We start from the raw sequence: 15,083 nt of genomic DNA, 5'->3' as shown, positions 1-15,083 counted from the left end.
CGAAGGCTGGTGCCTGAGCTTGTCGAAGGCTGGTGCCTGAGCTTGTCGAAGGCTAATCCCCCTCCGAATTCAACCCCACCAGGTAAGCGGTAAGATGGGCCACGTCAGCTTCGTCCATATCCAGTTCTGCAGGTTCCGGCATGATGCTACGGGCAAAACGTTTCCGGGAAGCGATCTCCTCGGAAGGGATATTATAGGCTTCGTTTTGCATCCCCTCCAATACCACGATGGGGCCGTCTGCCTGAAGAAAACCGGCCGCTACCGTTTCGTCTTTGAGGGTTACCATCCACATTTCATAGCCAAAAGCTACCCCGGCACTGGGGTTGATAATGGCATCCATTAATCCTTGCTGGTCAAGTTTGGCGCCGATCATGCTGAGGTTCGGTCCTATATTCCGGCCTTCATCGCCGATCCGATGGCAGGTGGCGCATTTACCCTGATACACCAGTTTTCCTTTGGTAGGATCCCCTTCCAGCGCGGTAATTTCGGATACGGATAGCGCATCAGGTTTGGCGGCAAGGGTGAAATAATCTCCCGCCAGCACACGTGTGGCTTGCTCCGGATTTTGAAAGATTTCCGGGCTGATTTCGCCCATCAGGTCTTCCGAAAGGGCCTTTTTTTCTGCCAGGGCCAGCAGCATGATGCCCCCGATACGGTCCCCCGCCATGGCTTTTCCTGCCTTGATTTTTTCGCCCTTGGAAGCAGTAGGGCTTTCCAGAATGGCTTTCAATGCAAGCATCTCTTTCTGAATTTCCGGGCTGATATTGGCTTCCAATTCGGGAATTTGCATGGCAAAGGCATTCCATTCGTTGTTTCTGCGGTACCGCAGCCACCAGAGCGCCCGTTCGTTTACCCCCAGGATCTCCGAGGCGGCTATTTCCTGCATGGCGTTGACGGCTTTTTGGTCCGAAATAAAGCCCAGCGCAGCGACCGACTGCTGCCGCTCCGCGGCGGATAGTTCGGTCGAAAGCGCCCTTTCTTTCAAACTTTCAACCGCCTGGCTTGGGTGCAAGCGCCATACCAGGTCGGCATAGCCGGGTTTCCAGGTAAGGGGATCCCCTCCCAGTTCCTGTTGCAGCACCGGGAATATCGCTTCTTCTTTTCCATCCATGGCCAATCCCAACGCTTCTACGTAGTACCGATCACCGCCTTCGTGCTGGGAGGCCAGGGCAATTAAAATTTCTTCTACTTGATCCTGGGGTAGATCCCGAAGGGCCACCGCCACTTCACGGCGAACTGCCGGAGAGGGATCACTGCTCAATTGCCGGGCATAGGGTACGAAATCGGACTTCGCCTGCCGCAGCGCCCGGAAAGCCGTCATGCGGAGATCCGGGTTGTCGGCCTTCAACTGACCCTCTACAACCGCAATGCCTTCCGCACCCATCGTTGCGAGCAGCCAAATGGCCCGTGCCCGATGGTAGGGATTTTCATCATTCAAGATTTCCTTTACCGCTTCCACAGCTGCGTCTCCTTTTTCAGCCAATAGCGCAAAACCCGCATTTCGCACATTAACGGCTGGATTCAATAGTGCTGCTATTTGCCCTTCGGTGCTGCTTAGGTCGATTTCAGGCTTGGGTAAATTTTTGCCTTTAGGGGTAATCCGGTAAATGCGCCCGTACCCGGTGCTGTCGATCATGCGATGGCCTCCCACCATCCCGTCGTACCAGTCGGCCACGTAGATAGCGCCGTCCGTACCCACCAACACATCGCTGGGGCGAAACCATTTTGTTTTATCTATGCCAGTGGTCCGACTTTGGGCTTCTTCTACCTCTTCTTCCCTAAGGGAGGTGATCAGGTTGTGGCGTTTTAACCGGAATCCGGCGCCCATTGGCTCCGGCTTGTAGGCCAGGATGACATTACGTCCTGCCTCACCTGCCAGTAAAGTACCGCGGTATTTTTCTCCCAACAAGTCACTTTCGTAAAAAGTAACACCGGTAGGCGATCCGGCACCGGTGCTGTCTCCCATGGGAAGGACACCTGGATCATCCTGGTGCCAATGTGCCCTTACGGTAGACTGACCCGGACGACGGTCTGCCTGCCATCTCCGCGACCCATCGGCATTGAAATAGCCCATATTGCCGCCTTCCATCAGCCACGAAACACGTACGCCCTTATTGCCGTCGTCGTCGTTGTCATTTTGCCACATATTCCCATAGGAATCCAGGGCCAATTCGTAGGAATTTCGAAAATTATGGCCCAACACGTTCATGCCCGTGCCGTCCGGATTGATCCGCAAGGCAATGCCGCCTACCCACATTTTTCCATCGTCGCTGACCATGCCTGGTTTGTTATCCTTCATATGCGGAGAACCCCCATTGTACAAGCTTCCGGAGCGGAGTGTCCAGCCGCTTTTATCGGTGACAATATGTGGCCCGGCATTGCCGGCATTAAAGTAGTACTTGCCATCGGGTCCGGCCACCACTGCATGCAGGCCGTGGTCATGGTCCAATCCCCCAAAACCGGTTAAAAACACTTCTTTCTTATCCGGTTTATCATCCCCGTTTTCGTCGGTATAAATGATAATGGAGGGACCGCTGGAAACGATGACCTTGTTGCCAATAACCGAGATGCCCAACGGGGCGGTCAGGTCACTGTCCTGCACGAATACGTTGGAAGTTTCCGCTTTTCCATCTCCGTCTTTATCTTCCAGAATCACCACCCGATCCCCTTCTTCATGGTTTTTGAACTTTTCCGGATCATTTCGGAACAAGCGGTAGTTCAGGGCTTCGGTCACCCAGATTCGGCCCCTGGCATCCACATCCATATTGGTAGGATTAAAAAACTGGGGGGATTCCGCCCATAAGGTGGCTTCCAAATCTTCGGGTAAATACAGCCCTGTACTGTCCGAAAAATAGCGTTCCTCCAGGGAAAATGGAGGCGCTGGCACCTCTTTTTGGCAGCTCAGGAAAAATCCGCTGATACAAAGGATCAGCAGCGTTGCAAGCATTTTATTGCTGCGATACCGTGTTGATTTAATCAACCTATAGGATGTTTTAGGAGAATTCATGGTATTTTATTATTCTTGTAATGACTTCTTTTGACGAGTTACTTCTTTTCAGAAGAAGTTAAAAGTAGGAAAAAATGAATAAAACGAAAAGACTATTTTCGTTTGCCCGAATTCTTTGATCCAGGCAAGTAAGGAAGCGTTCCACGAATGCGGGGAGTAATCGCTCACCTAGGAAACTGTGGGCCTCTAAACCCGCTACCTTTGAATGTCCGATTGAATCGAATGTATTCGGAACCCTTTGTTCGTCACGTACAGTACATCCTTTATGACAAAACGCCGAGAATTTATAAAAAAGACCGCTCTGGGTTCCGCAGGGATCACCATGGCTGGTTTGGGTTTCAGTGCCAAAAGTTATGCCTCCATCATGGGTTCCAATGAGCGCATTCACCTTGCCCAAATTGGAATCCGAAACCAGGGTACCGTACATATCAACAATTACTGCAGCCTGAAGGACAGCCACAATGTGGTGATAAAGGTGCTGTGCGATGCAGATGAAGCACTTTTTGAATCCAAAGCAAAAATTGTCAGAGAAAAAACCGGTCTCAGCCCCGAACTGGAGTGGGACCTGAGAAAGGTGTTGGAAAACAAGGAAATCGATGCGGTATCCATGGCAACGCCGAATCATTGGCATGCCCTGGCCACGGTTTGGGCCTGTGAGGCAGGAAAGCATGTCTACGTGGAAAAGCCCGCATCCCACACCCTGTGGGAAGGCAGGAAAATGGTGGAGGCGGCTCAGAAAAGTGAGTTGACGGTGCAGGTAGGATTGACCAACCGAGCCTTTACCAAGGTACAAGAAGCCATCCAATTTCTGCACGAAGGTGGCATTGGAAAGGTGTACATGGCCCGTGCACTTACCTATAAGTTGCGCGATTCTTACGGTACGGCAAAAGACAGTACACCTCCGGATTCCCTTCATTACGACCTTTGGCTGGGCCCGGCCCCGTATCGGCCTTACAATGAGAAGCGCAGTCATTACAACTGGCATTGGTTTTGGGATACGGGCAACGGAGATTCAGGAAATACCGGAACTCACCAATTAGACATCGCCCGCTGGGGACTGCAGAAGCACGAGCATCCCGAAACCATCTATTCCAGGGGAGGGATTTATGGCTTTGATCGGGATGCCTGCATGCCCGATACCTGCACTCCCGGCACCATGGTCTATGGGGATGTCGAAACCTACGGGCACGACCCTTCCATGCAGGAAACCCCGAATGTACAAACGGCCTTGTTTAACTATGCCGATGGGACCCTGTTGGAATACGAAGCCCGCGGCAGGTATACCAACCACGAGGGCAGTGAGGGCAGGGAAGTAGGAAACCTTTTTTACGGGTCGGAAGGCTGGCTGGAGATTTCCGGCACTTCCTGGAGGGCATTTCACCACCGGGATACCAAGCCCTTTGCCAGCTCAAAAGAAGCCGATTCCGGGCAGGAATCCACACTTTTTTCCAACTTCCTGGAGGCCATTCGCTCCGGCGATCAAAACCAACTCCAATGCACCATGCAAGAGGGATTTTATTCCTCGGCGCTTCCCCTGCTGGCCAATATTTCCTACCGGGTCGGGCGCGAACTAAGATTCCTTGGAGACAGCGAGCAGTTTGCCAACGACCCCGAAGCCAATACGTACCTATCCAAGATTTACCGAGAACCATTTTCTTTTCCCAAATAACCGAAAAAATGAAAAAACATGTAGTTCATACCCTACTAGCGCTGCTCGTTGCATGCAGTGCTTTTGGCCAGGCAGTACCTACGGGAAATCCGGCCGATTTTGCCGTAAAAACCTGCTTGCATTCCATTGGTTATTCCGGACTGTGGCGGGGACAGGCGGTGCTTACCGTAGACGAGTTTTTGGTGAAAGCAAAGGAATTGGGTTACGACGGGGTGATGCTGATGGCGAAAGCCCCCCATCTCTCCCTGCTGGAATACGATAAAGAAGCCCGGGAGCGCCTCAAAAACAGGATTGCTGAGTTGGATTTAACCCTGGTGGGACTTGCCGGATACTCGGATTTTACTGCAGGCATCGATAAACCCGGAATCCCCCATAACGAGATACAGGCGGCCTATATTGGGCAGTTGGCGGAATTGGCCAGTGACCTGGGAACCGGCATGATTCGTATCTTTACCGGCTACGAGCGTCCGGGAATTCCCTACGACAAACAATATGCGATGGTGGTAGAAGGCATCCGCCTGGCAGGCCGGGAAGCCCAAAAATACGGGGTCACGCTGGCCATCCAAAACCACCACGATATCGCTATCCACCACGATGCCATGTACTGGTTGCTTAACGAGGTCAACCTGCCCAACGTCATGTCGGGCTGGGATGCCTGGTCGCCCACCCTGGAAGGGCTATCAACAGAGGAAATCAGAAATTCGGTGCGGAAGATGAAGCCTTTTTTGGTAAATACCATTCTGGCAGATTACATCCCCCTTCCCCGGTACCGTTACGAACATGCGCTCACCAACTACCGCTCGGAAAAGCCGGTAATGCGGGCCACGGCCATGGGAGAGGGGATCATCGATTACAAAAACTTTATTGGAGCGCTGAAAGAAATCGGTTACCAGGGGTACCTGGTTTATGAAATGTGTGAGGTGTTGGAAGGAGGCGGATCCATTGAAAACCTGGATGCCACGGCACGGAAGTTTCTGGACTACGTGAAGCAATTTGAATGAATCCTACAGCAGGATTAAAGCCGCAACGCAACCTGATTTTCCCGCGAACGAAAGGTAGTTCAACGGCATTCTTTCGGGATGCGACAAAAAAATACCCGATCGTTACCTTTTAACCCCCAACATACATGACCCATGAGAAATCTATCTCTTCCCGTACTTGCTGTCCCAGGCATGGTTTCGGCCCGCATACCGGGCATCCGAACAGTTTTTGAGGAAATAGCGTGCATGGCATCCTATACTTCCTACGAAGGCTACGTTAAACATGCGCTGTTACGCTGGATGCCTCGCAGGTCACGGACACCAAAGACAGGAAATTCTCCAACCTTTTTGGAACAACAGCGGCGGAGAAACGAAAAAGGCCAGACGAAGCAGCATCCATTTGTGCAAAGGCGCATACGGTATTGAGTTTTGAATGCCATTCACCTATTATAGCAGCGGCCAATGGTACACCGATGTTCTATCTTAGGCAGCCAGAAGATACCATCAAAGGCCAGATGTATTACGACCTGGGGTTTGATGATTGGGTAGTTGAAATCGGTCAAACCGAAGGGTATCAGATCGCAGATAGACGTATGGAAATTTGGGCTGATTATAAGGAAGCGAAACGCAAACTAACAAAGTCAATGGAAAAAATCGATCGGATATACCGTAAAAGTACCGACAGGATCCCTAAAATACGTGCGTAGCATGTATTTTTAGGGAATAAAAGATGGCGCATTACCGAGACAACCTGTCGTCGTTTATCCCGGTATCATTCCAAAAGAATCACGAGAACCCAACCTACCATGAACAGAAGAAAATTTCTAACCATCAGTCTGCCGGCTACCGGTGCCGTTTTTTTGGCGCCAGGTATGATCAATTTAAAAGCACATGCGGAGATTTACCAGCAGTTTTCCGGTGAAAGTGCCTTTGATACGTACGATCTGGTGATCAATGGTGCCGGCCTTTCCGGTTATTTTGCTGCGTTACATGCTGCGAAATCCGGAAAAAAGGTGTTGGTCGTGGAAAAAAGAACCAGCCCCGGCTTTGAACTGTACGCGAAGCGTAAAATGTGGATGGATGCAGCGGGAATAGAGCAATTCGATTCGGAATTGAGTCAACTTTTTTTACCCGAAGGTGAAATCGGCGAAATAAAAAGTACCCGGGGCAAGGGTCAAAATTCCAGTTTATTTGACGATGAACTGACGCTCTTCTCCGGGAGTATTCGGAAAGGAATGTTACGAAATTTACTTGTCCATAAAGTCCATGTGCTGTTGATGACGGATGTTTGTGGCATTTTCACGGATAAGAATACCATCAGCGGGGTATTGCTGGCAAGCAAGCATGGCTTTCACTCGGTGAATTGCACGAATTTTATCGATGCTTCGGACCAGGTTTTGTTTAGCCGTGATCTTTTAAACCAACCCTACCGGATCAAAAGGGCTGGATTTGTAATGGAATTGACCAACGTCCAGGATCCCAAGAAAAAAGTAATGGATGTCTCCCCGGAATTCGGCTTGTATGAAAACAAGCTTTATTCCCATCATGGAAAACTTTCAGACGAGCAGCTTTACCTGGAATTTGAATTTGCTGTTGGCAAGCAGGACCTGGAAGAAATCGAACACCAGGCACGTCACAAGGCAGCCCAATTGGGGAAAAGGTTAAACGATTTGGACGGCTCTTTTTCCAATGCCCAAATTTACCAATACGGCATGGAGACTTCCCTGGTGCTCGAAGACGATCGTTTACCGGAGGCGAAGGTAAAAGGCCACTACTTGCTGCCCGGAAAACCGGTCAGTGGCCCAGGGATCCTGGCCATGGAACAAGGGGCTAAATTGTTGATACAAAGCCTTTCCTTTTCCGGGAAACGTAGAAAAGCAACCGCTTTGCTTACGGTGGGAGAAGAAATCCCAATTGGAAACATTCGGTTTTCAGCGATTGAGGAGCCCCTCTTTTCCATTCCATTAAAAAAAGTAAGTTTTGATTATCAGAAACATATTTCAAAAAAGGAGTACTGCCAGGTTTCTGTAGCTGGCGGGGGTACCGGAGGAGCTTTTGTCGCCAAAGGGGCTGCCGAAAAGGGAGCGAATACCATCGTGACAGATTATTTCAATGACCTCGGTGGCACCAAAACCATGGGTGGGGTTATGGGATACTACCATGGAGTCACCGATAATGGCTTTTTTAAAAAACAGAATGAGGAAGCAGAAGCAACGGCTTTTGAAAACAATATGACCAAGAAAATCGGAAGAAAATATTACCATCTAAAGGAGCTATTGAATTCCGGAGCCAGGTTTATTCCAGGCGCCATTTTATCTGGGGCCGTTACCGAAGGAAATACGGTGAAAGGTGTGGTGATTTGCCGGAATGGTACGCTGCAGACCGTAAATGCCGACATTACGGTTGATGCTACCGGAGATGGAGATATTGCTTTTTTTGCGGGAGCAAGGTACGGCATGGGTAATTCCCGCACCGGTGAAACACAGAATTATAGTCAATGGGACATCGCAGGAGCCGAGGCCGTTCCCTCCTCCCCAACCAACCGGGATTACGACATCCTGGATAACACCAAAATATCAGAACTTCAACGCGGACTATTTCTGTCGCATTACGAAGCTCATTTCTACGATTTCCATCCTTTTCTTACCGTGCGGGAGTCTCGGCGTATTGAGGGCAATTATAGTTTGGATCTTTTTGATGTGGCAGAGGGAACTCATTTTGAGGATGTCATTTCGCTGGCGAGCAGCGACTTTGATCCGCATAATGTGGGCAGCTCGGAATTTTCCAAGTGCGGATTTTTGCTTCCCCATTCCAATGATGTGACGGTGGAAATTCCCTACCGATGTCTGGTACCTAAGACAATCGACGGATTATTGATTTCCGGTCGGGGCATCAGTCAAACCAACAATGCCTTACAGTTTACCAGAATGACGGCGGATATCATTGTCCTTGGATACCTTACCGGGCAAATTGCCGCTGACCTGGCTTGGAATAACATGCGACCCCGAGATTACGATGTATCCGCCCTTCAAAAGGAGTGGGCAAGTCAGGGATACCTGCCTGCAGACTACACCAAAAAGGGGACTGAAAGCAACAGGTTCGAAGACGGTGAAGTCAGGTATCGGATTGAACAACTTTCCGGAGGAAAAAGAGAATACCTGTATGAATGCAGCCGTTTACCAAAGGAAAAAGCACTTCCGGTTTTAAGGGAGTATTTTGCTTTGTCAACGGATCCTGAAAGCCGATTGCTGTTGGCAAAGGGGATAGCCTGGTTTGGTGGGAATGACGGTATGGACCTCATAGCGGCAGAATTACTGGAAATGTTCGGCCAGGAATTAAAAGATGGGTACCCTGAAGGGTATGTGGATAATTATGATTTTATCCGGGGAAGGGACAAAAATGTTCTGGAAGGCCTGTTTTGGCGCATTAATCAAAACATCGGTTTATTGGCCATGACCGGAGATTCCGGTGCAAATGAAGCGATCCAATTTATTATGGAAAACACGGTTTCAGGAGGAGGGATGGTAGAACGCACCAATGACTATTACAATGGGAGGATTGATTTACGAATCATTCCATTTTATAACCGGATACTGAACCTGTGCTTTTATGCGGATAGAATCCCGGATCAAAATTTTATCCCGGCCATGGAAAAACTACTGAAGGATGAAAACATCGGAGGATTTAAGACCGTGGAATACGACAAAGTCAGATGGAGGGTGTATGGAGGGTTTCTTGAGCTGTCCATCGCCGCTACACTGGCCAGGTGCGGTTCCGAACTGGGTTATCGATTGTTAACGTCGTATATAGAGGATATTCACTACAATTACAAAAGATTTGCCGTGTCAGAACTAAAGGATTTGACCAAAGAGGATTTTGGATTCAACCCTTTGAAATGGAAAAATTACCTATCAGAACGCGCTTATCCACGGCAGCCGCAACGATTAGTAAAAGCACTTGAAGTTTAATTGTCATCAAATCAGCACCGATGGTTGCACCTACCTTTTTTCTATATCTCCTTCTTCCAGTCTGGATTCTATGGGCCAGAGACCCGGATCCGGTTTTCTTCCAAAGTGACAACCTGAAGGACTTGAAATTTGAGTCCCTGCCAGGCCACTATATTATATTGGATGATGGAGGAGAGGAAATTTCCTTAACGGGTCTTAAAGACCGGGATGGTGTACTTTATTGGCACAGGAAGTTGCGAACACCTGTTTGTCTAACAGGGACGTGTAAACTCATTGACATCGGGATTTATTGGCACTGTACCGGTGATTTCCTCGGCCTTGAAGTCTACGGGGAACACCTTACCAAAACAGACCACAGTGATTTTTCTGCCGAGGATTACGACAAATTGATGGAGATTCTAACAGATGACTGGTCCAAACTGCGGGAGTATGAATTATCTGATCTGGTAGAAGAAGTGTATGTGGAGGAACCTGGTGTGGATGGCACTTCCGGCGCCACCAAAAAGGAAATTGCCGCCGAGGCCGTGAAAGATGCAGTGTACACCACCCATACGATTTGGCACTTGATTCATGTGGGTGAGAAAGAGCAGTTAATGAACCTGACGGCAGGGGAACTGAATAAAGATGCGAGCCTTATCGGGTCGTTACTTGCCAACGACCCCTCCGATGACTACCGGATCGTTGTATTGAAACTACTAGCTGATGGAAAATTAAGGGAGGGTAACTGGAAGAATTCCCTGGTTACCGAAAGCTTGGAAAATTCCGATAATAAGGAATTACAAAATCTGGCCATTAAATCCATTGCAAAATGCGACTATACAGATCCATCTTTCCTGGACTACCTGACAGCAGTTTTTCCGGATTTTCCAACGGAAAGAAAAATACAGTTAGTACGTGAATTTCAAAAATTACCATCCATTCCCGATCAACTGTACCGAGCTTTGGTTCATGATATTGAAAACCAACAAGATTGGTATATCATAGGGGTATTTCAACTTTTGAAAAATAAGGGGAATTACGGAAAAGAACTCACGAGAATGGCGGGCGAAATTGGCGAAACGGATAACCTGGCCCTAAAAAATATCTTGAGGGACCATTAACACGGAAACCGAAACGGTACTTCCGCGTAAAGGCCTAACTGAAATATAAGATGATTCTGACACATCGTATGAAATCCACCGGATTTCTATGCGCATGCGACCTTTAGCAATCCATGCTGGCTAACCGATTAAAATGAATGGAAGTCATAATAAAAACTAGCGTGCGAGTGGAATTCATTTACGCCAATACTTTGCTTTTTGCTTGGCAATAGTAGGATAATTCACCTAACTTGAACTGCAATGAACAAAAAACAAAACTGACCCAATAAAATGAAAAAAATAATCCCCTTTTTAATCATCCTGCTCATTGGCATGGATAACCTCCTGGCGCAGGGCAACCGGCCCCTTTTCGAAGAAATGCCGGGCATGGTTTCCTATACATACCGGGATAGCTTCTCCAAAGATGTGGCCGCCACCCTGGACACCTTGCAGGCCATGGGTATCAAAGACATGGAATTTTCCAACCTCTTTGGAACAACAGCGGCAGAAATTCGAAAACTGCTGGATGAACGCGGCATGCATTGTTCATCATTTGGTGTGGGGTATGCCGACTTGGTCACTAAAACGCAGGAAGTGGCAGCAAATGCCAAAACCCTGGGTGCTAAATTTGTCCGTGTGGCTTGGATACCCCATGAAGCACCATTTGGACTTTCCGATGCCCAAAAGGCCATTGCGGATTTTAATAAAGCAGGAAAAATCTTAAAAGAGGAGCATGATCTCACCTTCTGTTACCATAATCATGGGTACGAATTTTATCCCTATAAAAACGGAACCCTCTTCGATTATATGATGGAGCAGACCGATCCGGAATATGTAAGCTATGAAATTGATATCCTGTGGACTTTTTTTACCGGTGTAGACCCTGCGGCCCTGATCCATAAATACCCCGACCGCTTCAAATTGATGCATCTGAAAGATCTGAAAAAAGGGGTAGAAGGTAACATGTCCGGAGGCACTCCGAAAGAAAACGACGTGGTGCTGGGTACGGGCCAACTGGATCTTCCTGCCATCCTTAAAGCTGCGAAGGAAGCGGGCATTGAGCATTTCTACATAGAAGATGAAAGCCCGGTGTACTACCAGCAGGTACCCAAATCCATAGCATTTTTACAGGGTTTGAGGTATTGAACGTAGCCTATTACCGTCAAGAAGTCTTCTTGAATGGAAAATCCGTATGGCCTTGTGTCAATCCCACAAACGGGACCATAACACCCAATCTGGTTTCGTGATGGAGCAGGTTTTGATCGTGTTGATTAGCAGGATATCCGGACTCACCATTTGGATGCTTGATTTTGGCCGTTTAATTGCTAACTTTAAGAAGGTAAATTATTGAATACCATGGCAAATGAAGTAGTGAAACGCTTGATCAATGTGGATGAATATTACAAAATGGCCGAAGTTGGAATCCTAAAGGCCGAAGATCCGGTAGAACTTATTCAGGGAGAAATTTTTCAAATGAGCCCGATAGGAAGCAGACATGCAGCGATAGTTGATTACCTTGCCAAGGTGATGAATCAACTTTTTGATGGAAAAGCGATTGTCAGGGTTCAAAATCCAATTAGATTTGATAGTAATAACGAGCCAGAGCCAGATATCTCCCTATTGAAATGTAGGGCGGATTATTATTCTACCGCACATCCAGGATCTGCGAATGTGCTTGCCCTTATTGAAGTGACCGGCTCTTCCATCCGTTTTGACAGGGAAGTGAAAGCCCCCCTGTATGCTGCACACAATATTCCGGAATGCTGGATAATTGATCTGGACAATAATCAAATTGAATATTTTTCCAAACCTCAAGGCCATACCTACACCGAAACCCGGGTAGTTGGGCCGGGGGCCGAGGTATGGCTAATGGGTGAAAAATTCGCTGTAAACGAGTTACTTATTTTGGACTAAACAAACAGGACTTATGCATGTAACCCCCGAAAGCTGCTGTGTTTCTTTCGGAATGGCAGTAGGTTGTTTTCTGAGATAAACCGTTTTTATCCGTTGGGGAGGACTACCTTATTCAGTTTTCCAGGTCCATAGGGTTTCTTTAGATCTCGGATGATTATCCGTACCCTCGTTTACGAATCAAATTTTTGTGGTTCAAAAATTGCAAGTAATTTTTCAAATTTGAAACATGAAACTATTCCAATGCAGCAATTGCCGGCAGCCGGTCTATTTTGAAAACACCCATTGTACGCATTGCCAGTCCCTATTGGGCTTTGACGCGGGGCGCTTGGAATTGTTGGCGCTGCAGGCAGGGACAGAGGGTTTATTTAGCATAGATGAGGCGGAAGTGGTGTATCGCTATTGTGAAAACGAGCGTATGGGCGTGTGCAACTGGCTGATTCCTCTGGCTTCATCCGCACGCTTTTGCCGGGCCTGTTCGCTCAACCGGGTAATTCCCGATCTTTCCGTTCCCGCCTATAAACAACGATGGAAAACCATCGAGCAGGCAAAGCACCGGTTGGTATACGCCTTGCTGCGTTGGAACCTTCCATTTTTCCCGAAGGCCGGGCTGTCCGATGGTGGTCTGGGCTTTGATTTCAAAGCCAGCCAAAATCAGGAAAACGTCCTTACCGGGCACGCGTCCGGAATCATCACGATGAACATAGCCGAAGCCGATGATGTGGAACGCGCCATGGCCAAAAAGCAAATGGACGAGGTGTACCGCACGGTACTCGGTCATTTCAGACACGAGACGGGGCATTATTTTTGGGATGTTTTGGTGGCCGGGGCCCATTGGCACGAAGGCTTCCGTGAGCTATTTGGAGACGAGCGGGAGCCCTATACACAAGCACTGGAAGCCCATTACCAAATCGGCCCTCCGGTGGGTTGGCAGGAAAATTTCATCTCTGCCTATGCCAGCGCACATCCATGGGAAGATTGGGCGGAGACCTGGGCGCATTACCTGCACCTGGTCGACACCCTGGAAACGGCCTATTCCTTTGGCCTGACCCTCAGTCCCCGGCTGAATGAAGCGATAGAAACGAACGCCAGCCTACAGCTGGAAGATGGATATACTTGTTCCGATTTTTCGAGGCTTCTCCGGCAGTGGGTGCCCTTATCCCTGGCCTTGAATAGCTTGAATCGAAGCATGGGACTTCCGGATAGTTACCCTTTTGTGATTAGCAAGACGGTGGCCAGGAAAATGGAATTTGTACACGAAATTATCCGCTACCGGGCGGAGGCCTAGTGATCCCATTTTTTATTGCAACGGCTGGCAGTATTTCCGGTAATTTTCCAACCCTCCTGCTTCCGGAACCCTCGCTGGTGGAGGCAGTTGCAGACAACGAACGAATGAAAGTGGTTGATTGACTTACACTTCTCTGCATACACGCTGAGGAATGGTGTGTGTGTAAAAAAAATAGTTTCGGTTGTTGATAATTACCGTTGGTATAGCTTATATTTCGTGAGTAAAACGTATTTTTTGGTGTTGATTGTTGCGGTATGAAAGCGAATATTTTCCTGGTGTCGATCCTGGCTATCGGCGGTTTACTGGTCTCCTGTTTGCCTCAGGAGGGAGATCCGGACACGACAGCCGCACTCCCCGTAAAAAATCTTATCAACCTGGCCTACGGAACGCATCCCCGTCAGGTGGTGGATCTATACCTACCTGCAAACCGGCATGAAAATACGCCCACGTTGATTTTGGTTCACGGGGGAGGCTGGATGGAAGGAGATAAATCGGATATGAATCCGTTTCGGGATTTCATCCGCGATCATCTGCCGTATCTGGCGGTGGCCAACCTGAATTACCGGTTGGCAGATGCGGCCAATTCTCCCTACCCCATGCAGTTGGACGATATTCAGGCACTGGTAGCTCATTTGAACGAACACCGGGAGGAATACCGGTTGGGGCCTCGTTTGGGATTCATCGGAGTAAGTGCGGGCGGACACCTGTCCTTACTCTGGAGTTATACGCGGGATACGGAAGGCAGCGTTCAACTGGTATGCAGCGTGGTAGGCCCCACCGATTTGCTGGATGAATCCTACCGGACCGCGAGTGATCCGTCCCTTCGGAAGATGTTGGATTTATTTGGCGAAGACGAGGAGTTACTGATGGCAGCGAGTCCACGCCAGCAGGTGACTTCCGACGCGCCGCCAACCTTGCTTTTTTATGGAGGGCAGGATCCGCTTGTTCCCAATTCGCAGGGTATGCGATTGCGGGATCGGTTATCGGAGCTTGGTGTGCCGCACGAATTTCATTTTTACCCCAATGAGGGACATGGCTGGCTGGGTTTGAACCTGGTGGACAGCCTGATTAAACTCAAATCCTTTGTAGAAAAGCGGCTTCCGGAAGAAGAGTAAAGCCGTACCGTTGTTCCCGCTAGGCATGTTGATCAGCTTTTCCTGCCCTTTTTGGTCGGTGTGGTG

The 15,083-nt window shown here is 48.8% G+C and carries 9 protein-coding genes; 8 read left to right on the top strand and 1 reads right to left on the bottom strand.

Annotated features, from left to right (window positions below; translation table 11 throughout):
• Window positions 1–52: 52 nt before the first annotated feature.
• Window positions 53–2,980: a PVC-type heme-binding CxxCH protein gene (locus BMW71_RS18740; RefSeq protein ID WP_244891224.1), complete on the bottom strand. Its 2,928-nt coding sequence runs from the start codon at window positions 2,978–2,980 to the stop codon at window positions 53–55.
• A 292-nt stretch (window positions 2,981–3,272) separates the two neighbouring features.
• On the opposite strand from BMW71_RS18740, the gene BMW71_RS18735 reads away from it, so the two are divergent.
• The 8 genes from BMW71_RS18735 to BMW71_RS18695 all read left to right on the top strand — a co-directional run bounded on the left by BMW71_RS18735 (window position 3,273) and on the right by BMW71_RS18695 (window position 15,017).
• Complete coding sequence (locus BMW71_RS18735) at window positions 3,273–4,676, top strand: Gfo/Idh/MocA family protein (RefSeq protein WP_092177537.1); 1,404 nt, start codon at window positions 3,273–3,275, stop codon at window positions 4,674–4,676.
• 8 nt (window positions 4,677–4,684) lie between these two features.
• Entirely contained in the window at window positions 4,685–5,677 is a 993-nt protein-coding gene (locus tag BMW71_RS18730; protein WP_092177535.1) for a sugar phosphate isomerase/epimerase family protein, read from the top strand.
• A gap of 785 nt (window positions 5,678–6,462) precedes the next feature.
• The gene (locus tag BMW71_RS18720) at window positions 6,463–9,624 is read left to right on the top strand and encodes an FAD-dependent oxidoreductase (protein WP_092177533.1); all 3,162 of its coding nucleotides are present in this window, start codon (window positions 6,463–6,465) and stop codon (window positions 9,622–9,624) included.
• Between the two features lie 20 nt (window positions 9,625–9,644).
• Window positions 9,645–10,724, top strand: coding sequence for a hypothetical protein (locus tag BMW71_RS18715; RefSeq protein WP_092177531.1), 1,080 nt, complete (start codon window positions 9,645–9,647; stop codon window positions 10,722–10,724).
• 270 nt (window positions 10,725–10,994) lie between these two features.
• Window positions 10,995–11,849, top strand: a complete 855-nt coding sequence (locus BMW71_RS18710; protein WP_092177529.1) for a sugar phosphate isomerase/epimerase family protein — start codon at window positions 10,995–10,997, stop codon at window positions 11,847–11,849.
• 210 nt (window positions 11,850–12,059) lie between these two features.
• Window positions 12,060–12,617: a Uma2 family endonuclease gene (locus BMW71_RS18705; protein ID WP_143057684.1), complete on the top strand. Its 558-nt coding sequence runs from the start codon at window positions 12,060–12,062 to the stop codon at window positions 12,615–12,617.
• Window positions 12,618–12,843: 226 nt separating this feature from the next.
• The gene (locus BMW71_RS18700; protein WP_092177525.1) at window positions 12,844–13,902 is read left to right on the top strand and encodes a zinc-binding metallopeptidase family protein; all 1,059 of its coding nucleotides are present in this window, start codon (window positions 12,844–12,846) and stop codon (window positions 13,900–13,902) included.
• 254 nt (window positions 13,903–14,156) lie between these two features.
• Window positions 14,157–15,017 carry an alpha/beta hydrolase gene (locus tag BMW71_RS18695; protein WP_092177523.1) on the top strand — a complete coding sequence of 287 codons (861 nt, stop codon included), beginning with the start codon at window positions 14,157–14,159 and terminating at the stop codon, window positions 15,015–15,017.
• The last annotated feature ends 66 nt before the right edge of the window (window positions 15,018–15,083 follow it).

It is taken from the genome of Cyclobacterium xiamenense (genome assembly GCF_900109255.1).
Lineage (GTDB): Bacteria > Bacteroidota > Bacteroidia > Cytophagales > Cyclobacteriaceae > Cyclobacterium > Cyclobacterium xiamenense.
This window is presented reverse-complemented; position numbering and strand designations above follow the sequence as displayed.

Bases quoted from the DNA above. Each gene is read 5' to 3' on its own strand.
- BMW71_RS18735 (WP_092177537.1), top strand. From the start codon at position 3,273: ATGACAAAACGCCGAGAATTTATAAAAAAGACCGCTCTGGGTTCCGCA.
- BMW71_RS18730 (WP_092177535.1), top strand. From the start codon at position 4,685: ATGAAAAAACATGTAGTTCATACCCTACTAGCGCTGCTCGTTGCATGC.
- BMW71_RS18720 (WP_092177533.1), top strand. From the start codon at position 6,463: ATGAACAGAAGAAAATTTCTAACCATCAGTCTGCCGGCTACCGGTGCC.
- BMW71_RS18715 (WP_092177531.1), top strand. From the start codon at position 9,645: ATGGTTGCACCTACCTTTTTTCTATATCTCCTTCTTCCAGTCTGGATT.
- BMW71_RS18710 (WP_092177529.1), top strand. From the start codon at position 10,995: ATGAAAAAAATAATCCCCTTTTTAATCATCCTGCTCATTGGCATGGAT.
- BMW71_RS18705 (WP_143057684.1), top strand. From the start codon at position 12,060: ATGGCAAATGAAGTAGTGAAACGCTTGATCAATGTGGATGAATATTAC.
- BMW71_RS18700 (WP_092177525.1), top strand. From the start codon at position 12,844: ATGAAACTATTCCAATGCAGCAATTGCCGGCAGCCGGTCTATTTTGAA.
- BMW71_RS18695 (WP_092177523.1), top strand. From the start codon at position 14,157: ATGAAAGCGAATATTTTCCTGGTGTCGATCCTGGCTATCGGCGGTTTA.